A 19358-nucleotide genomic window follows, 5' to 3' on the forward strand; every position below is an offset into this window, starting at 1 on the left:
CACCATGGCACTGCGTGTTGTTCGACTGGGTACGCCGCGCCACCCCAACGAAGGGCTGCGTATCGGCACCGTTCGGCGCCCGCCGCGCGGCGTACCACGCAGCGAATTCGCCAGACAGGACTGGTACGACGTCTGGTTCCCGACCCTGTCACCCAGCGCGGAGCTGGTGAAGCAGGCCCATGAAGCGAAGACCGCCGCCGACTGGACTGCGTTCTTCCGCCACTACAAGGCCGAGATGAAGGCCCCCGATGCCGCTCACGCGCTGGAGCTGCTGGCCGCGATGTCGCAGCACAGCGACATCAGCGTGGGCTGCTACTGCGAGGATGAAGCGCACTGCCATCGCAGGGCGCTGCGCGAGCTGCTGGTGGCGCGCGGGGCGACGTTGGCGGATTGATGATTGCAGGGTTGCCGGCCAGCGGCCGGCACTACCTGTGGATGACCGCGTGGGTACACCGTCCAAACAATTTCAATTGCAGCCCTTGCCTTCCATCTGCAGCTGCGCGGCGAACATCGTCACCTGCGGAATCTGGCCGGCTGCGGCCTGCTTCTTCGCCTCTTCCAGATAGATGCGCGACTGGCCCTGCCCATCCAGCTCGACCTTGTTGCTCGACGGCAGGCGCCACACCCGCACCACCGCCTGCTGCGCCGGGCACGCGGCATTGGGCACGCGGATCACATCGTTCAGCTTCCAGCCCTTGTCGGTACTCGGCTGTGCCTTGGTGTAATCGACGAAACGCGCACGCGGCTGGCACTGCTCGCTGGTACGCACGGCCGAGAAGCGGTACGGCGCAGCGGCATCGCCGGTGAACACGCCTTCCAGGCGCGCGCAGGCCTCAGGGATCTGGCGCAGGGTATGCACCGCGCCCACGGCCTGGGGGGCACCCACGGCGCGCTGCAGCTCCGGGGTTTCCGCGGCGAGTGCCGGCACGGCCGGGACCAGGGCGGCAAGCATCAACAGGGACAGGCGCATGGGGGATCTCCTTCAGGACTCCGCGCAGGCTTGCAGAGACTGGCTTAACGGGGTGCAAAGGCGCATCCATCGAGCAGCCTCCGCGCTCGCCGGGCATGGCCCGGCGCTACCATCCGGGCGCAGGTGCACGCATACTGCGGGGCACCAGGGAATGCTGAACACCGCCATACGTCGGACGACCACCAAGGTCGGTACGGGTTGGTTCCAGGCTGCAGCCCGTCGTCCCCCTCGTGGTGCCGTTCATCGCCACTGGATGCCTACATCCATTCTGCGGAGGGGTCTAATGCTGGAACGTCACGGGCTGTCACTGGCGCTGGGCTGCGCCATTCTCGCGATCCTGTTCGGAATCGTCTCGGCGCGCTGGATCCTGCGCCAACCCACCGGCAATGAGCGCATGATCGCGATCGCCACCGCGATCCAGGAAGGTGCACGTGCCTACCTCAACCGCCAGTACCTGACCATCGGCATCGCCGGCGTGGTGCTGTTCGTGCTGGTCGGCATCTTCCTCAGCTGGTACACCGCGATTGGATTCGCGGTCGGCGCGGTGTTGTCCGGCGCCGCCGGCTATATCGGCATGAACGTCTCGGTGCGCGCCAATGTACGCACCGCCGAGGCGGCGCGCCACGGCATCAGCGCGGCGATGGATGTCGCCTTCCGCGGCGGCGCGATCACCGGCATGCTGGTGGTCGGTCTGGGCCTGCTGGGCGTGGCCGGCTACTACGCGCTGCTGCTGCGCATGGGCCTGCCGATGGTACAGGCGCTGCATGCCCTGGTCGGGCTGGCCTTCGGCTCCTCGCTGATCTCGATCTTCGCGCGCCTGGGCGGCGGCATCTTCACCAAGGGCGCGGACGTCGGTGCCGACCTGGTCGGCAAGGTGGAAGCCGGCATTCCCGAGGACGACCCGCGCAACCCGGCGGTGATCGCCGACAACGTCGGTGACAACGTCGGTGACTGCGCTGGCATGGCCGCCGACCTGTTCGAGACCTACGCGGTGACCGTGATCGCCACCATGCTGCTGGGCAGCCTGATGCTGGCCGAGGCCGGCGCCAATGCGGTGCTGTATCCGTTGGTGCTGGGCGGCGTATCGATCATCGCTTCGATCATCGGCGCTCTGTTCGTCAAGGTGAAGCCAGGCGGTTCGATCATGGGCGCGCTGTACAAGGGCGTGATCGTCTCCGGCGTGCTGGCCGCGATTGCGTTCTACCCGATCACCACTGGGTTGATGAGTGACAACGTGCATGGGCCGACGGCGCTGTATGGCTGCGCGTTGATCGGTTTGGTGCTGACCGGCCTGATCGTGTGGATCACCGAGTACTACACCGGCACCCAGTACAAGCCGGTGCAGCACGTGGCGCAGGCCTCGACCACCGGCCACGGCACCAACATCATCGCCGGCCTCGGCATCTCGATGAAGTCCACCGCACTGCCGGTAGTTGCGGTGTGTGCGGCCATCTGGGGCGCGTTCGCGCTTGGGGGCCTGTACGGCATCGCCATCGCCGCCACCGCGATGCTGTCGATGGCCGGCATGATCGTTGCCCTCGATGCCTACGGTCCGATCACCGACAACGCCGGTGGCATCGCAGAAATGGCCGAGCTGCCCTCGGAGATCCGCGACATCACCGATCCGCTGGATGCAGTGGGCAACACCACCAAGGCGGTGACCAAGGGTTACGCGATCGGCTCGGCGGCGCTGGCGGCACTGGTGCTGTTCGCCGACTACACCCACAACCTGCAGGCAGCACATCCCGGGCAGGAATTCCGTTTCGACCTCAGCGACCACACGGTGATCATCGGCCTGCTGATCGGCGGCCTGATTCCGTACCTGTTCGGTGCGATGGCGATGGAAGCGGTCGGCCGCGCTGCCGGTGCGGTGGTGGAAGAAGTGCGCCGCCAGTTCCGCGAGATCCCCGGCATCATGCAGGGCACCGGCAAGCCGCAGTACGACAGAGCGGTGGACATGCTGACCCGCTCGGCGATCCGCGAAATGATTGTGCCGTCATTGCTGCCGGTGGCGGTGCCGGTGGTGGTCGGCCTGCTGCTGGGGCCGCGAGCACTGGGCGGGCTGCTGATCGGCACCATCGTGACCGGCCTGTTCGTGGCCATCTCGATGACCACTGGTGGCGGTGCCTGGGACAACGCCAAGAAGTACATCGAGGATGGCCACTTCGGCGGCAAGGGCAGCGAGGCACACAAGGCTGCGGTGACCGGCGATACCGTCGGTGATCCCTACAAGGACACCGCCGGTCCGGCGATCAATCCGCTGATCAAGATCATCAACATCGTGGCGCTGCTGCTGGTGCCGTTGCTGTAGATTCGCGCCCTGCGCAAAGCCTGTAGAGTCGAGCTTGCTCGACTCTACGGCCGCGCCCGCCTCAGCCACCGGACGACAAGCAGCACGACGGCGATCATCCAACAGGCGTAGATCGGCCGGTCCCAGCCATCGAAGAGGCTCAGCGGGCTGCCGATGAAGGCGAACGAGGCCAGCCACGCGCAGAGTACGCCGGGCAGCCACGAGCCACGCCAGATGCAGAAGGCCGCGAACAACAGCAAGGGCAAGGTCAGCATGATCGCCGGCGTGAACGGTGCCAGCGAAAGAACGGCCACGCATGCAGCCAGGAACACGCTGCACCAGGCCAGCACCCGTAACGTCCGTGTCGTCATGCCAGCCTCCGCGCGTCCATTGACGGTCATGCACGAGCATAACGCCTGCGCGCTGCCGTGAATTCCGGTTGGGGTCAGAGCCCTTACCTGCGGAAAGGGATCCGACCCCACGGCGGGTCACCGCCCGCGCAGGAAGAACGACACCGGCACCATCACTTCCACCGGGTCGCCGGACACTTCGGCCGGCGGCACCGGTACCGGGCTTGCCCGCTGCACGGTGTCCAGCGTCTCCTGGTCGAGCAGCGCGAAGCCACTGCTGCGGCCCAGCTTCAACCCCGAGACCGCGCCATCGCGGGCCACGGCAAAGCGCACGTAGACCACGCCCTGCTGGCGCAGCCGCTCGGCCTGGCGCGGATAGCGCCGGTGCTTCTGCAGGTGCCCGAGCAGGCGTCCTTCCCAGGTCGCCTCGGCACGACTGCGCTCGCCCGCCGTGGTCTGCGGTGCGGTGTAGCGTGCGGCCCCGTCAGCAGCCACCTGCGGCGGTGCGCTGGTCTGCGCGACATTGGCCTCGGCGGTGTCCGGCGACGGCGTTGGCTCCGGTGTACGCGGTGGTGGCAGGTCACCCTGCGGCTGCACCGGCGCCTTGGGCTGGTCACGCACGGCCGGCGTCGGCACCTGCCGCTGTTGTTGCTGCCGCAAAGGCCCGGTCGCGACCTCGCGCGGCGGCACCGGCGGTGCCTGTACCATCGGTGCCAGTTCCAGCATCAGTGCCGCAGGCGGCACCGTTGCGGCCAGCGCTGGCGCACGGGCCGCCCACCAGCAGGCCGCGCCGATCAACAGCGCGTGCACCAGCATCACGATCGCCAGGCTGGTCGCCCAGCGCCGCAGTCCACTCATCGTGCGCCCTGCTCCAGGCCAACCAGCGCCACCTTCAGGTAGCCGGCCGCTCGCAGCGCGTCCAGGGTGCGCATCAGTTCGCCGTAGGGCACACGGGTATCGGCACGCAGGAAGATGCGCTGTGCGGTGTCATCGTGGGTGGCGGCCTTCAATGCGGCAGCCAGTCCCACGCGCGCCACCGGCTGCTCGCCAACACGCAGCGACAGATCGGCCTGCACGGTCACGTACACCGGCGCCGGTTCCGGCGGCGTGGCGCTGGCACTGCTGGCCGGCAGCTGCACCGGCACCGACACGGTGGCCAGCGGTGCAGCCACCATGAAGATGATCAGCAGTACCAGCATCACGTCGATGAAGGGTGTGACGTTGATCTCGTGCGCTTCTTCCGGTGCATCGTCACGGTCGGACGCGGTCCTGATCGCCATCGTCGTGCCTCAGTGCACCGCACGCAGCGGTGTTGCCGCGGTGCGGGGAGCGGTGCGATCGAGATCACGCGAGACCAGCTGCTGCACGGCCGCGGACAGATCGCCGAGCAGCCCACGCAGGCCAGCCAGCACGCGGCTGAAATGGTTGTAGACCAGTACCGCGGGAATCGCCGCGACCAGGCCCAGCGCGGTCGCCAGCAGGGCCTCGGCGATGCCGGGCGCGACCACCGCCAGGTTGGTGGTGTTGCTGTGGGCGATGCCGATGAAACTGTTCATGATGCCCCACACCGTGCCGAACAGGCCGACGAACGGCGCCACGGCGCCGATGCTGGCCAGCACGCCGATGCCGCGCCGCTGCATGCGCGCGGTTTCCAGTTCGATGCGGTCCAGGCGCGAGGCAACGCGTTCCTTGGTGCCATCGCGGCTGTCCAGCTCCTGCGACAGGCGCAGTTCGGTTCGCGCTGCGTCCAGCATGGCGAGTGCGGTGCCCTGCTGCAGGCTGGCCTCTACGCTCCCGCCGGGCAGGCTCGGCACCTGCAGCAACAGCGCGCGCGCTGCACGCAGCTGCCGGCCCTGCCGGGCCAGCTCCCAGCCCTTGGCCAGCAGCACGGTCCAGGTGGCCAGCGAGGCAAGTGCCAGCGCGATCATCACCGTCTTCACCACCACGTCGGCGGCCAGATACATACTCCACGGGGTCAGAGCAGGAGCAGCCACGGGGGCCAGGTCAGCAGGCAGCATCGTCTCGGTTTCCATCAGCATCGGGGGTCGCGGCGCGACGACGGGCCGCGCGCGGATCATTGGCGTCATCCACTTCCACCACCGGATTGGGCTCCAGCCGCGGTGCCGGGCGGCTGAGCACGTAGCCGGCGCTGACCGCGAAGAAGAGGCCCACGCCCAACAGCAGGCGCCACGACGGGTGCGCGCCCCAGCAGAACAGCGCGAAGCCCACCGCCATGCCGACGGTGGCGAACGCCTTGCCCTTGCGCGACACCGCGCCCTGTTCGCGCCACAGCCGCAACGACGGGCCGTAGCGCGGATGCGCCAGCAGGCGCTGCTCGAACTTCGGCGAACTGCGCGCGAAGCAGCCCACGGCCAGGATCAGGAAGATGGTGGTCGGCATCACCGGCAGCAGCGCGCCGATCACCCCGAGGCCGACCATCAGCCAGCCCAGCGCGAACCAGAGCCAGCGCATCAGCGTTGGGCCTGCGGGCGGGCGCCGTGCATCAGGCGAATTCCACTTCGACGTGGCCGTGCACGCTGCGGAATGCGGTGTCGGCCGCGTCGATCACCTGCTGCTCCTGCTCGGCACTCAGCGGCACCGCGTCCAGCGCGGCGGTGAACTCACGCCAGTGGCGCGCGGCGCCATCGGGGTGCGCAGCCAGGTGGCGGGCGCCGAAATCACGATCCAGGCCGAGCTTGGCGGCCATCTTGTACAGCACGGTGCCTCCCAGGTTGGAACCTTCGGCCACATACAGCCACCCCAATGCGGCGGGCAGTTCCAGATCGGACGGCAACGCCGCGATGTCGGCCCCCGGCAGCGTCTGCTCCAGGTCCTGCAGGTCGCGCGCCACCTGGGTCAGGCGGCGGCGCTCGCCCAGGTCCGGCAGCAGTGCGTCCAGCGCAGGGTTGGCGTACAGCGCATCGATGCTGCGATGGAAGCGGTACTGCACGCGCAGGAAACGGGCGAAGTTGCTGCGGTCGGCGAAGATGTCGCCGGCCATGATGCGCTTGTCCAACGCGCCATGGCTGTCGCGGGTGGCGGCCTTGAGCCGCAGGCTGCGGCTGTCTTCAGGGGCGATGTGTGCGTTCATGGGGGGATGCCAAGGGGGGTCGTCCTGCTGTAGACGTTCGCCATGGGGCTTTCCCCAAGGCCATGTGCACCGATAATGGCGTATCCCTTCTTTCCGCAGGAACCGACGATGATCACCACCGAACCGCGCATGACCAACCTGTTCCTGCAGCTGGGCCTGGACGCCAGCGCCGAGGGCATCGCCCGCTTCATCCGCGAGCACCAGCTGGCCACCGATGTGGAAGTGGTCGAAGCGCCGTACTGGAACGATGCCCAGCGCCAGTTCCTGTCCGAATCACTGCAGGCCGATGCGGCATGGACCACGGTGGTGGATGAGCTGAACGAGTCGCTGCACGAAGATGCCGTGAAGGCGGCGACCGGGTTGTAAGCGGACGCCGGACGTGACCAGGCACTGGCGATTGCACGGCAGAAGCGGTGCGGACCAAGGTCCGCACCCACCGAGGGCGGTCGGGGCTCGCTGGAGTCAGAGCCCTTTCCGCAGGAAAGGGATCCGGCCCCAGCGCTCATCCGCGACCGATCAGTACTTCCAGGTCAGCGCCAGCCGCGCGGTGCGGCCCGGGGCCGGCATCACGCCCAGGGCCAGCGGGTCCAGGTAGTAGCGGTCGGTCAGGTTGTCCACGCCGGCTTCCACCGACAGCTGGTCGTTGAAGCTCCAGCTGGCGAACAGGTCGACCAGGGTGGTCGGCCGGTACAGCTGCTGGATCGCCGACAGGCCCACGTTCCAGTCCTTGTCCAGCTTGCTGATCGGGCCGGCGTTGTGGACCACGCGGGTACCGAAGGTCAGGCGCTCGTCGAACAGGCGCGAGCCCAGGGTCAGGTTGACCATGTAGCGCGGCGGGTTCTGGGTATTGGTGTACGAACCCTCGAAGCCGCCATCCACGCAGTCGGGCGTGTTGGCCAGCTCATCGTTCCTGCGCTGTGCACCATAGGCACGGCGCTCGGCGGCGATGTCCGGCGCGCAGGTCTTCGCCTTGAAGTAATAGTGCGCGGACAGATCGGCAAACACCTTGCCGCTGTCATAGCTGGACTGGAACTCCATGCCCGAGACCTTGAACTGGTCGACGTTGCGGATCAGGCCGGCCGACAGCGTGCGGTAGTCACGAGTGATCAGGTCGTCGATGCGGGTATCGAAATACGCCAGCTTCAGCGCCAGGCGGTCGCCCGCGGTGAACAGGTCATAGCGGATGGTGCTGGCGCCGATTTCCCAGCTGCGCGCACGCTCCGGCTTCAGCTCGCCGACCGGCTTGGCAGCGGTGAACAGGCCCAGCGTGGTCTCGAACAGGCTCGGCAGCTTGGTGCCTTCGGCGTACTTCACGTAGACCATGGTGTCTTCGCTGAAGCGGTAGGCCACGCTGGCGGTCGGCGAGAACGCGGTATCACGGCGGCGGATCGGCTGCGACCAGGTCCAGCTGACCGGCACTTCCAGGTCCTGCGCCTTGCCGGCGTCGTAGAAGTTCCAGCCACCGATGTCACCCACCGTACCCTTCTTGTACGGTGAAGCCAGCAGCGATTCCTGGGTGAAGTTGCCGTTGGCATCCGGATACCAGTTCAGCAGCGCGATGCGCTTGGCCCGCCACGACGGCAGCGCCGGGTTGCCATTGAGCAGCTCGGTGTAGCGGTACTGGCCCTGCACCTCGTAGGCATCGGGTGTGGCCAGGCGGTTGCGATCGTGCACATCCACGCGGTTCCAGCGACCACCGGCCAGCAGTTCCCAATGCTCGTCGGGCTGCCACTTCAGCGAGGCCACGGCGCTGTATTCCTTGCGCTCGGCGTTGCGCAGGAAGCGGTTGTTGACCAGGTCGTCGTACATGATCGGGCCCGAGCTGCCCGGGGCGATGTCTTCGTCGCTGTAGGACAGGCCGTAGTCGAGGGTGAACGCGCCGGCACGAGTATCGAACTTCGAGGTGTTGCTGGCATCCAGGCCGAAGCGTTTCTGTCGCAGCGGATTGCGGTAGGCATCCTTGTAGCCGGGGTCGCCGCTGAAGCTGGGCGCGTCATACCACTCGGTGCGGCGATCGAAGTACCACGGCGTGATGCCGGTCAGGCTGTTGTACATCACGCTGTCGGTGTCGGTGTAGGCGGCATTGACGCGCAGGTCGACCAGCTCGCTGTCCGGGTTGAAGCGGTAGCGCAGGCTGTAACTGTCCATGTCGACATGGCCCGGATCCCATTGCGGAATGCGGTCACGATCCACGCGGATGATCTGCGAGGCCATGATCTCGCCGGCGGCGCCTTCATAACGGCGGTAACCGGCCTCCAACGTCTGCGCGTCGTCGATGCGCCAGGTGCCCTTGAGCAGCGCCGACGTCGAGCGCGACGAGGTATTGAACACCTCGGTACGCGGCGGATTCAGCGGCGCCAGCGTGCGCCGGGTCTGCGGGAAATCGTCGTAGCCATGCTTGCCGGAGAAGTAGTTGCCGTTGTCGCGGTGGGCGTAGGCGGCGACCAGATCGAAGCGGTCCCAGTGACCTGCGCCGGCCACGTTGAAGAACTGGCTGCCGGTGGCACTGCGATCGGTACGTGGCGCGGCACTGTAGGACGGCAGGTTGTTGGCGCTGCCATTGGCCAGGCCACCGCGCACGCGCACGCCGAAGTCGCGGCCCTCGCGCAGCACGTCACCGATCTTCAGCGTTTCCATCTCGACCACGCCGCCGATGCCGCCGGAGGCATTGGCCTGCAGGCTCGGGCCCTTGGTGATGGTCAGGCTGGAGATCAGGTCCGGGTCGAGGTAGGTGCGCTGTGACTGGCCTGCGTAGCCTCGGTAGGTGTCCATGCTGGACTGGCCACCGTCGATGATCACCGGCACGCGGCCCTGGCCCTGGATGCCGCGGATATTGACGTCGAAGCCGTTGCCCACGCGCGGATCACCAGCCGTGACACCGGCCACGCCCTTGACGATGTCGCCGTTGGAGGTACCGCGGAAACGCTCCAGGTGCGTGCGATTGAGCGTGGTGGTGGAGCCCACGCTGCGGTAGCTGTCGAGCAGGCGCGCTTCATCACTGGTCGCACCGCTGTCGACACGGTCTCCGGCCACGCTCAGCGTGTCGGTGACGATCACGCCGCTGTCAGCCTGCACCGGCGTTGCGGCCTCCAGGGTGACCGCATCGGCGCTGACCCGGCGCACCGCCAGGCCACTGCCCTGCAGCAGGTGCTGCAACGCCTCGTTGGCCGGCAGGCTGCCGCTGACTGCGCGCGAGGTTACGCCACGCGCCAGCGATGCGGGGTACACCACCTGCACGCCGGACTGGCGCATGTAGCTGCGCAGCGCGTCATCCAGCGGTTGCGCCGGAATGTCGAAGCGCTGCACGGCAGCGTGATCGCCGCTGGCGCTCTGCGCCAGTACGGACGGCGCGGCACTGGCCAGGCCGGCCGCGAGCAACGCGATGCACAGGCGGGACGGGCGCAGCACGCGGCCCGGACGATGGGAGTCGAACATGGGGGAACCTGTCAGGTAATCGGTGCCGCGAACGCGGCGTCATCCGCAACACGGGCGGACACGGCGACGTACGTGGCGGCGGCGGGTACGTTCGCGGAGTAAGACGGATGAAAGCGTGGCAACCCCAAGGGGATTTGCAGTCGCGGCAGGTGCCGACGCTTGGCCGGCGGTTGTAGCGGCGGATGCCGGCCCTGATCGGCTGATTGCAGTGGTGGGTGCCGACCGTTGGTCGGCTGGTTGCAGTGGTGGGTGCCGACCGTTGGTCGGCACAGGGGGAATGACGTGGATCTACCGATGGACGATGGCGACGCCGAGCGGCAGCCGGGTCACCTGCAGTCCGGCCGTGGCGGCCAGCGCATCCAGCGCCTGCTCCGGGCGGTCGATGCGCAACGCCGCACTGACCGCTGGCAACCGTGACAGATCGCCACGCACGAAGGTCGGGCCAGCGCGATAGCGCCCCACCCATCGCACCGCGTCGGCGACGCGGGCCTGTTCCAGCAGCAGCTCACCCTGACGCCAGGCGCCGACGCTGTCGGCCGCCACGTCCCCCAGTCGCGTCACGCCGCCGTGTTCACCGTAGGCCGCGCGCTGGCCCTGCTGCAGGTAGGTCCAGCCACCGTCAACCGGGCTGGCCATCCGTACCCTGCCCTGCCCGACCTGGGTTTCCACCTGGTCATGGCCCCGCGCCACGGTGAAGGCGGTCGAGATGTCCTCGACCACGCCATTGCCGGCGCGCACGCTGAAACGTCGCTGCGCATCCGGACTGACCTCGAACCAGGCACGCCCGCGCAGCAGCTCGACCTGGCGGGCGTTCGCATCAAAGTGCACCGCAATCGCACTGTCGGCGTCCAGGACCGCACGGCTGCCATCAGGCAGCAGCACGTTCTGCACCTGATGCGTGCTGCGGTGATCGGACTGCAGGCGCAGCCACGCCTCCGGCCATGCCACCAGCATTGCCAGCATTGCTGCCGCAGCCATGGCCCAACGCAGTCGGCGCGGGCGTCGACGATCCACCCGCGCGGGCTGCGCTCGCGGCCCGACGCTGCGCCACAGCGCGCGCTCATGCTCGAAGGCCCTGCGGTGCCCCGGCTGTTGCAGCCAGTGTTCGAACGCCTGCATGCGCGCGTCGCTGATATCGCCCGAGGCCAACCACGCGATCCAGCCCCGGGCCTGTTCGGCCAGGGCATCGTCATTGGCGGCGGGCAGCATGTTCGGCGGGCTCATCGGCTGGCGGACAGGCGCATTCAAGCGCGGGCGGGGGAACTAGACCGCATCCACGGTCCAGTGATCAAGACGTTTGTGCGAAGGCCAGCCCCAAGCTGGCGCGATCATCGACCGCTGCGCGCCCAGGCCAGGCGTTGCAGCGCGGCACGTACGTGATTCTCCACCGTGGTCACCGATACTCCAAGGCGACGCGCGATCTCGGCCTGGGTCAGGCCCTGGAGGCGGTTGAGCCGGAAGATGGTGCGGGTCGGCTCCGGCAGATGGCTGGCCGCGTCGAGTACCCGCTGCAGCTCGTCCTGCGCCATGGCCTGCGCTTCGGTGGAGATCACCTCGTCCGGCCCCCACAGGTAGTGATCGGCCAACAGGCGGTTGCGCCGGGTCGACTCACGGCCGTGGTCGGTGGCCAGATTGGCGGCCAGCCGGTACAGATAGGCGCGCGGATTGTCGATGGGCTGGCTGTCATCGACCCCGCGGGCCTTGAACCACACCGCCTGGATCACGTCCTCGGCGCCGTTGTCGCCCCCCAGGATGCGCTGCACCCGGCGCAGCAGCGCTGGCCGCTCGCGGATCAGCAGTTCGGTGAGGGAGGCAGCATTGGAGGACATGCGCGGAGCCGGGACGACAGACGGAAGGCGCCGCGCATGCTACTCCGTTAATGCGAATCAGTCACGTTCGCATCATCCGCAGGATCATAGGCAGTCGGTCAACCCGTCATAGACATGGGTCCGGGTGCCGGGCAGCGTCGCATGCAGGGCGTCGTACCCGGTTGCTGCATCCCACACAGCCAGCAGCTCGGCCAGACGGGTTCCCGGTGCAAGCGGGAGCACACAGGCATAGCTCCCATGGTCGACGTTGATCTGCCCGGTCTGTTGCACCTGGGTATAGCTTCCAGCGAAGGTCCAGATGCAGCTACCCACCACGCCGGTGGTTCGATGCACCGAACAGCGCAGGCGCATGGGCCGGAGGTTGTAGTACTGCCCTTCGCAGAAGGTGTCGCCGCAGATATCGTCGAAGCCGCGCACCAAAAGGCGCTCAGCGGCAAGGAAGCGCTCGCGGCCGGCCGCCGGATCGGGATGGTCACGGGCATCGACATATGGCGGCGCTGCCTGGGCGCCCGCTGCCATCAGCAGCCCACAGGCCAGCCATCGGGCGAGGAAGATGCGCATCAGCCCGCCCTCCCGGTCTTCCGGATGCAGTCAGGCAGCGCGTCGAACAGGCCATGGTCGAGGCCTGGCAGAGCGGCGGTCAGACCATCGGGCGCTTCCAGCGAAGCGTGGAAGGCTTCTACAGGCACGCCCGGCTGCAGCTCCACCGGACAGGCCCAACGACCATTGTCGACCTGCACTTCACCCGTGTCGGCCTGCACGACCAGCTCGCTGGCCGCCACCACCCACACGCATCGCTGCACCGTCCCGCGATGCGCCAGCACCGCGCAGCGGAACTCCATCACCCGGTAGTTGCTGTACTCCCCCTCGCACCAGGTATCGCCGCATAGCCTGTCGAATTCACGCACGAGGGCGGCCTCCAACCCATAGGCGCGTTCCCAGTTGGCCTCGGGCGCGGGGTAATCGATCAGGTCCACGTGCAGGCCGCGGGCGAGGACAGGCAGGGATACCAGCAACAGCACGGCCCCGATGCATCGGGCATACCAGGACATGGCAGGACTCCTTGGGAATGGGCATCCAGCCTGCGCCAGCACGCCCCCCGGCCCCATCAGCCCAGGCCGTAGTGCTCCGTCAGGCCTTGCCGCGCGGGCGGGTCGGCGCCCTCCCCCTGCACAGCGCCCGGCAAAGGCATAAAATGGTGAGCTATCCGTCTATATCCCCCACCTGGAGCACACCATGGGCCTGGAACTCGTCTCGCCCGGCAAGAACCCGCCGGAAGAAATCAACGTCATCATCGAGATTCCGAAGGACTCGGAGCCGGTGAAGTACGAAGTGGACAAGGAAACCGGCGCGATCTTCGTCGACCGCATCCTCTCCACCCCGATGCGCTACCCGTGCAACTACGGCTACGTGCCGAGCACCCTGTGTGGCGACGGCGATCCGGCCGACGTTCTGGTAGTGCTGCCGCTGCCGCTGGTGCCGGGCTCGGTCGTGCGCTGCCGTCCGGTCGGCGTGCTGAAGATGAGCGATGAGGCAGGCAGCGACGAGAAGATCCTGGCCGTGCCGGTCTCGAAGATCTTCAGCGGCTACGCCCACGTCGAAGACATCGCCCAGGTCTCGAGCCACTGGCTGGAGCGCATCGGCCACTTCTTCGAGCACTACAAGGACCTGGAGAAGGGCAAGTGGGTCAAGCTGGACGGTTGGGGCGGCGCCGCTGAGGCCAAGCAGATCCTGATCGAGGCGCACCAGCGCCATCTCGACAGCAAGGCCTGAGCCTGAACCGGATCGCTCCGGCGGTACCCTGCCGGAGCGATGCGGGTCACGTTTCATGACGACGGCACATCACTCTTGCTGCCGTATTAGGTAAATTGCGTCACTTCACACGTCATCGACATCCATCGTCGAGACAGCCAGGGGAATGTGTCGTGCGTATTCTGCTTGTTGGGGATGCAGCCAGCCTGCCGGCCGAGCTGACCGAATTCATTGCCGATCTTGGGGAAGACTGGCAGCCGTTGACCGCCACCGATGGCCAGGCCGCGATGACCGCGGTGGCCACGCAGGGCGTGGACGCGGTGATCGTCTGCCCGCAGTTGCCCGATCTCAATGCCACCACGCTGCTGGGCCAGATCCGGACCCTGCGCCCGGAGACCATCCGCATCGCGCTGGTCGATGCACAGCATGGCAACCGGCCACCGCCGGCGCGCCTGATCGGCGTCGCCCACCGCTTCCTGCCGCTGCCACTGGCGCCGGAAGTGCTGCTGGAGGCGCTGACCAGCCTGGAAGAACTGCGCGAAGTGCTGGACAGCCCGCGCCTGCGCGATGCCATCGGCCGTATCGAGAAACTGCCCTCGCCGCCGCACCTGTACCTGAGCCTGACCCAGGCCCTGGAACATGACGACGACGCCGACAGTGCCGATGTAGCCAAGCTGGTCGCCGCCGATCCGGCGATCGCGGCCAAGGTGCTGCAGCTGTCGAACTCGGCCTTCTTCAGCCAGGGCCGCACCATTGCCGATCTGCGTACCGCGGTAACCCGGCTGGGCCTGGCCACGCTGCGTGACCTGGTGCTGGCCAGCGAAGTGTTCTCCGCACCGACGCTGTCGGCCGCCGAGCGCAACTCGCTGCAGCAGCGCGCACTGCTCGCCTCGCGGCTGGCCGCACGCCTGCTGCCCGAATCCAGTGCCGAACTGGGGGCGACCGCTGCGCTGCTGGCCGACATCGGCCTGCTGCTGCCGGGTGTGCGCAACGAGCGCAGCGAGCCTTCGCTGGCCGGTGACACCCGCCCCGGCCATGCCGAGGCCGGCGCCTACCTGCTGGGGCTGTGGGGCCTGCCGATGCCGATCATCGAAGCGGTGGCATTCCACCTGCAGCCACAGCGCGCCAACACCCGCAGCTTCTGGGTGACCGGCGCGGTGCACGTGGCGCTGGCGCTGGTCAATGGCGATCCGGTGGACGAGGACTACCTGCAGCGTGCAGGCGTGCTGAACAAGCTGCCGCAATGGCGCGAGCACGCCAATGCACTGATGGGTCTGGTGCCCAGCGACGCCTGAGCGACACGCAGGCGACTGTCGTCACCTCGCATGAGGGCGCGTCCAACGGACGCGCCCTTTTTCCTCTCTCAGCGCTGCGGACAGGCGTCCAGCACGCACAGACGCCATTGGCGCTCGCACAGGGCCGGGGCGTTGCCCTTGGCCAGGCACTCCAGCCGGAGTTCCTCGCAGTACACACCGCCGCCGCAGACGATGATGTTCTGTGCGGACAGCGAGCCCACCAGCGTTGCATAGATCAGGACGGCGGCCGATACCTGGCGGAAAAGCGTGCGCTTCATATCCATCTCCCAGTGTCCGGTATTGGACGCACCTACTGTGCTGAATGCGACAAGAGCAGACAGTGACCGCACTCACTTTCCCGACCTGATCAGAATTCCCTTACAGAAATGAAAAGGGCGGACCTTGCGGTCCGCCCTCCTCGTTCTGCTACCGCACTTCGATGGATCAGAAGCGCTGGGTGTACTTCATGTACAGGAAGCGACCCACGTCGAAGCCGCCGTAGTAGGCGAAGTTCGAGTTCGGCTGGGTGAACATGACCGGACCCTTGTGGTCGAACACGTTGTTGGCACCCAGGGCGATCGTGGCATCCCACGGCGCCTTCCAGCTGACCTGCAGGTCGTGGAAGGTGTTGGAGCCGGTCTTGCGCAGCGGAGCACCTTCGCCGTTCTGCATGCGGTCCGGCAGGTCGCACGGACGGTTGGCCACGCAGGCTTCGTTCATGCCCGAGTAGTAACGCGCCGTGTAAGCCACGCCGAAATCGCCCTTCGACCAGGTCAGGCCCAGATTGGAGCGCACGCGGAACAGGCCCGGTTCACCCACACGACCGATGGTGATGTTGTCACCGTCGGCGTTCTGGCCCTGCTCGTCGTACTTGGCCAGGTAGCTGGTCTGCCAGTCGACTGCGAACTGGCCGATAGCCAGTTCCGGCAAGCGGTACTTGATACCCAGGTCATAGCCCTGGGTTTCCATCTGGCCGAGATTGGCCAGGCCGTAGGTCATGCCATTGATGTGGCCGTCGCCTGCACGGGTGTGCGCGGCGCAGCGCGAAGCATCGCCCAGCACGTAGCAGTCACGCAGGATGCGGTCGACGCTGTCGGCGATGATCATGTCGCTGATTTCGTACTTGTACCAATCCAGCGAAATGTCCAGGCCCTGCACCCAGCGCGGGCTCCAGACCAGGCCCACGGTGGTGCTCTTGGAGGTTTCCGGCTTCAGGTTCGGGTTGGCACCCGAGATGAACTGGTCCGGCGTCGCACACGGGGTCGAGGTGCACGGAATCAGGCCTTGGCCCAGCTGGGTGTAACCCACCGGAACGCCCGCAGCCGAGCAGGCCGCATTGCCGTTAACCGAGCCCGGCGCGGTGATGCCGCACGGATCGGTGTACGACTCGAAGCTGCTGCTCAGGCCACCGTAGAGGTTGTCGATGGTCGGAGCGCGGAAGCCTTCAGCCCAGGTACCACGTACCAGCAGCTCGTCCAGCGGGCGCCAGGTGAAGCCGAACTTCGAGTTCAGGGTATTGCCGAAGTTGCTGTAATCCGAGTAACGGCTCGCAGCATTCAGGGTCAGTTCCTTCGCGAACGGCATGTCAGCCAGGACCGGCACGTTCAGCTCGAGGTAGACCTCGTCCAGCGAGTACTGGCCCTGGGTGGTCTGCGCGCCCAGGCCGGTGGACTGGCCCGACTGTGCGAAGGCGTCCGGCGAGAAGCGACCTTCTTCCTTGCGGTGCTCGACGCCCACGGCGAAGCCCAGGTCACCGGCCGGCAGGGTCACGATCGAACCCGACAGGTTGGCGGTGAAGCTGGTGGTCTTGGTCAGGCCGGTATCGGTGAAGTACGGGAACAGGAAGTCCTGGGTCGCCTGGTCGGCCAGCGAGCCCGGGCCGCCAACGCCGAAGGGCAGCAGCGGGTTCCACGGACGGCAGCCGCTGGTGGCCAGCGGATCGGACATGCTGGTGCCGCAGCGGGCAACACCGTCAGCACCGATGAACGAAGCGCCCAGCGCCTGTTCAGAGGCGATCAGGCTCATGTCGCCGTGACCACGCTTGGTGGACTCGTTGCGGTTCCACAGCGCGCCCACATCCCAGTCGAAGGTCTTGCCAGCGAACTCGAAGAAGCCGCTGATGCTCGGCGCGAAGCGCAGGGTCTTCAGCTGGCTTTCGGTGGTACGCGGCACTTCCCACAGGCGACGTCGGAAGGTCAGGTCTTCGCCGGTCGGGTTGAACGCGCTGTCGGCCGACAGCGGAGTGCCGAACGAGGCCGACTGGTAGGGGTAGCCCGCGATCTGCTGGGTCGTGTTGCGCTCATTGTAGAGCACGTCAGCATTGAACGAAATCGAGTCGGTGAAATCATAGTTGCCGTTGACGTACAGCGACTTACGCTCGATGCCAGTCTGCACCATCATCTGCTCGTTGGCATTGACGGCGTCGGCGGAAGTTTCCAGGCGGTAGTCGGCACGGTTGGCCGGGTTGCCGCCGTCGCGCAGGGTGTACCAGCGCTGGTCGCTCGGGCCGACGTAGCCCGGCTCGCCCTTCTTCAGGTTGGGGGTCACGCAGGGGTCGCAGAAGCCACCCTTCTGGTTGATCGGGCTGGCGCCGGAACCCGGGTAGTTCGGGCCCGCATTGCCATCACGGCTGAACCAACGGTCCTTGGCCCAGACCGGATCCTGCTTGGAATACTCGGCGGACATCGTGACACCGCCACGCTCGCCCACGCTTCCGAGGGTGAACGAATAGGTTTCGGTATCGCCGTCGCCCTTGCCGTACTGGCCGACATAGACGCTGGCTTCAGCGCCGTCGAAGCGCTTGCGGGTGATCACGTTGACCACGGCCGCGATCGCATCCGAGCCATAGATGGCCGAGGCGCCGTCCTTCAGGATTTCGATGCGCTCGATGGCCGCCATCGGGATCTGGCTCAGATCCTGGTAGCCGGCCGTGGTCGCGCCCAGGCGCTTGCCGTTCATCAGCACCAGGGTGCGCTGCGCGCCCAGGTTGCGGATGTCGACGTAGTAGCCACCCACGTTCTCGCCCGAGGCCAGCGATTCCGAACGCGAGATGGCCGGGGAACCGGCCGAGGTCAGGTTCTGCAGGACATCTGCAACCGAGGTGTAGCCCTGCTTCTCCAGGTTCTCACGGCTCAGCGTGACGATCGGCTGCTGGGTTTCGACGGCTGCGCCGCGGATGCGCGAACCGGTGACCGAAATGCGGTCCAGATCAGTGGTGCCCTTTGCTTCCTGAGCCGAAGCAAAGGCCGGCGCCAGCGCCAGCGCAATGCCGGCCGGCAGCAAGCCGAACCGCACTGCGGGATTACGAACGTTCATCTATCTCTCCAAGGTACGTGTTAGCAGCGTGTTAAAACACCCCAGCACGTTACGATTGCGTTGCAGCGCTGTATTTGCGCGAACCAACCGGAGACTTTGCGGATTGTGGCGGGAGCAAGCCACCGTTCTCCCTGAAGCGCGATGCGGACTGGCCGTAGCGGGCGCGGAACGCACGCGCGAAGCTGCAGCAGTTGTCGAAGCCACTGGCGGCGGCGACCTCGCCCACCATCATGTCGGTGTCGCGCAGCAGGTCGGCGGCGCGTTCGAGACGCAGTCGTGCCGAAAGCGACTGCGGGCTTTCCTCGTACAGGCTCTGGAAGGTCTTGGAGAGGTACCAGCTGGAGAAGTTGGTCAGCTCGGCCAGTTCGCCGATGCGCACCACCCGGTGGCTGTTGCCTTCCAGATAGAGGCGAGCACGCTGCATGCGGCCGAACACCTGGCGCTTGCGGCTGCGCGAGCGGCCCGGGCAGCGCTGTACGTTGTCGGCCAGGCCACGCTGCAGGCCAGCCAGGTGCAGCAGCAGCGGACGCAGGGCCTGGGCCGGCTGGCCGCTGGCCAGCGCATCGCGCCACAGGCGTAGCGCCACGCGGGCGTCACTGCGGTTCATGCGGCCACGACCGGCGTACAGGCCGCAGTCGGCCATCTCGGTCAGCACGCGAAGCGCTTCGATGTTCAGGTTCAGGCCAACGCACAGTCCATTGCGACCGGCCTGCACCAGTGGCCGCGATTCCTTCTCGAAGGCGATCCACTCGCCCTGGCGCAGGCGGAAGCGTCCTTCCTTGGCTTCGACCCAAGAGCTGCCACGCACCTGCATCCAGACGGTGAAGCTGGAGCCGGCGGTCTGCAGGCTGCCCAGCCGGGCCACACCCAGGCAGGTCGGCGCGACATCGTCGAGCGACCGGTCCAGGGAGACGGTTTGGCCGCGATCGGCCAGCGAGAGTTGACGCATGGGGGCACCACGGATTTGCCTAGTACAGGACTCCGTTTTGCCTAATCAGGTGGCATCGCGTCAGGAAGGTCCGACGAGATCG

General features: G+C 67.0%; 20 protein-coding genes. 5 read left to right on the forward strand and 15 right to left on the reverse strand.

Annotation, left to right across the window (positions count from 1 at the left end):
• Positions 1-4: 4 nt before the first annotated feature.
• Entirely contained in the window at positions 5-394 is a 390-nt protein-coding gene (locus CCR98_RS17165) for a DUF488 family protein (protein ID WP_087924220.1), read from the forward strand.
• Between the two features lie 72 nt (positions 395-466).
• Here CCR98_RS17165 and CCR98_RS17170 read toward each other — a convergent pair whose 3' ends face one another.
• Positions 467-970 carry a hypothetical protein gene (locus CCR98_RS17170; protein ID WP_087923541.1) on the reverse strand — a complete coding sequence of 168 codons (504 nt, stop codon included), beginning with the start codon at positions 968-970 and terminating at the stop codon, positions 467-469.
• A gap of 283 nt (positions 971-1253) precedes the next feature.
• Between CCR98_RS17170 and CCR98_RS17175 the strand changes: the two genes are divergently transcribed.
• Positions 1254-3281 (forward strand): sodium-translocating pyrophosphatase, encoded by a 2028-nt coding sequence (locus tag CCR98_RS17175; RefSeq protein WP_087923542.1) that lies wholly within the window; start codon positions 1254-1256, stop codon positions 3279-3281.
• Between the two features lie 44 nt (positions 3282-3325).
• On the opposite strand, the gene CCR98_RS17180 is transcribed toward CCR98_RS17175, so the two are convergent.
• The 6 genes from CCR98_RS17180 to CCR98_RS17205 form a co-directional block, all read right to left on the reverse strand.
• Complete coding sequence (locus CCR98_RS17180) at positions 3326-3661, reverse strand: hypothetical protein (protein ID WP_232463043.1); 336 nt, start codon at positions 3659-3661, stop codon at positions 3326-3328.
• Between the two features lie 87 nt (positions 3662-3748).
• On the reverse strand, positions 3749-4468 hold the full coding sequence (locus CCR98_RS17185) for an energy transducer TonB (protein WP_087923543.1): 720 nt from the start codon (positions 4466-4468) through the stop codon (positions 3749-3751).
• A complete protein-coding gene (gene exbD, locus CCR98_RS17190) occupies positions 4465-4890 on the reverse strand; it encodes a TonB system transport protein ExbD (RefSeq protein WP_087923544.1) in 426 nt (141 codons plus the stop codon). Before exbD ends, CCR98_RS17185 begins: the two co-directional genes overlap by 4 nt.
• 9 nt (positions 4891-4899) lie before the next feature.
• Complete coding sequence (gene exbB / locus CCR98_RS17195) at positions 4900-5628, reverse strand: tonB-system energizer ExbB (protein ID WP_087923545.1); 729 nt, start codon at positions 5626-5628, stop codon at positions 4900-4902.
• Positions 5615-6082 carry a YbaN family protein gene (locus tag CCR98_RS17200; RefSeq protein ID WP_087923546.1) on the reverse strand — a complete coding sequence of 156 codons (468 nt, stop codon included), beginning with the start codon at positions 6080-6082 and terminating at the stop codon, positions 5615-5617. Before CCR98_RS17200 ends, exbB begins: the two co-directional genes overlap by 14 nt.
• Positions 6083-6113: 31 nt before the next feature.
• On the reverse strand, positions 6114-6701 hold the full coding sequence (locus CCR98_RS17205) for a biliverdin-producing heme oxygenase (RefSeq protein WP_087923547.1): 588 nt from the start codon (positions 6699-6701) through the stop codon (positions 6114-6116).
• Positions 6702-6809: 108 nt separating this feature from the next.
• Here CCR98_RS17205 and CCR98_RS17210 point away from each other — a divergent pair, with 108 nt between their 5' ends.
• On the forward strand, positions 6810-7067 hold the full coding sequence (locus tag CCR98_RS17210) for a DUF2789 domain-containing protein (protein ID WP_006390068.1): 258 nt from the start codon (positions 6810-6812) through the stop codon (positions 7065-7067).
• 150 nt (positions 7068-7217) lie between these two features.
• Here CCR98_RS17210 and CCR98_RS17215 read toward each other — a convergent pair whose 3' ends face one another.
• The 5 genes from CCR98_RS17215 to CCR98_RS17235 all read right to left on the reverse strand — a co-directional run bounded on the left by CCR98_RS17215 (position 7218) and on the right by CCR98_RS17235 (position 13017).
• A complete protein-coding gene (locus CCR98_RS17215; RefSeq protein ID WP_087923548.1) occupies positions 7218-10136 on the reverse strand; it encodes a TonB-dependent receptor in 2919 nt (972 codons plus the stop codon).
• A 288-nt stretch (positions 10137-10424) separates the two neighbouring features.
• The gene (locus CCR98_RS17220) at positions 10425-11360 is read right to left on the reverse strand and encodes a FecR domain-containing protein (RefSeq protein ID WP_087923549.1); all 936 of its coding nucleotides are present in this window, start codon (positions 11358-11360) and stop codon (positions 10425-10427) included.
• Between the two features lie 104 nt (positions 11361-11464).
• Positions 11465-11965: an RNA polymerase sigma factor gene (locus CCR98_RS17225; RefSeq protein WP_087923550.1), complete on the reverse strand. Its 501-nt coding sequence runs from the start codon at positions 11963-11965 to the stop codon at positions 11465-11467.
• 84 nt (positions 11966-12049) lie between these two features.
• Positions 12050-12526 (reverse strand): hypothetical protein, encoded by a 477-nt coding sequence (locus tag CCR98_RS17230; protein WP_087923551.1) that lies wholly within the window; start codon positions 12524-12526, stop codon positions 12050-12052.
• On the reverse strand, positions 12526-13017 hold the full coding sequence (locus CCR98_RS17235; protein WP_087923552.1) for a hypothetical protein: 492 nt from the start codon (positions 13015-13017) through the stop codon (positions 12526-12528). Before CCR98_RS17235 ends, CCR98_RS17230 begins: the two co-directional genes overlap by 1 nt.
• A gap of 184 nt (positions 13018-13201) precedes the next feature.
• Here CCR98_RS17235 and ppa point away from each other — a divergent pair, with 184 nt between their 5' ends.
• Entirely contained in the window at positions 13202-13738 is a 537-nt protein-coding gene (gene ppa / locus CCR98_RS17240; protein ID WP_005410935.1) for an inorganic diphosphatase, read from the forward strand.
• 152 nt (positions 13739-13890) lie between these two features.
• Positions 13891-15012, forward strand: a complete 1122-nt coding sequence (locus CCR98_RS17245) for an HDOD domain-containing protein (protein WP_014038392.1) — start codon at positions 13891-13893, stop codon at positions 15010-15012.
• A gap of 68 nt (positions 15013-15080) precedes the next feature.
• On the opposite strand, the gene CCR98_RS17250 is transcribed toward CCR98_RS17245, so the two are convergent.
• The 3 genes from CCR98_RS17250 to CCR98_RS17260 all read right to left on the reverse strand — a co-directional run bounded on the left by CCR98_RS17250 (position 15081) and on the right by CCR98_RS17260 (position 19276).
• A complete protein-coding gene (locus tag CCR98_RS17250; RefSeq protein WP_074899728.1) occupies positions 15081-15290 on the reverse strand; it encodes a hypothetical protein in 210 nt (69 codons plus the stop codon).
• 166 nt (positions 15291-15456) lie between these two features.
• Entirely contained in the window at positions 15457-18327 is a 2871-nt protein-coding gene (locus CCR98_RS17255; protein WP_087923553.1) for a TonB-dependent receptor, read from the reverse strand.
• Positions 18328-18376: 49 nt separating this feature from the next.
• Positions 18377-19276 (reverse strand): helix-turn-helix transcriptional regulator, encoded by a 900-nt coding sequence (locus CCR98_RS17260; RefSeq protein ID WP_087923554.1) that lies wholly within the window; start codon positions 19274-19276, stop codon positions 18377-18379.
• Between the last annotated feature and the right edge of the window lie 82 nt (positions 19277-19358).

Source organism: Stenotrophomonas sp. WZN-1, from assembly GCF_002192255.1.
Lineage (GTDB): Bacteria > Pseudomonadota > Gammaproteobacteria > Xanthomonadales > Xanthomonadaceae > Stenotrophomonas.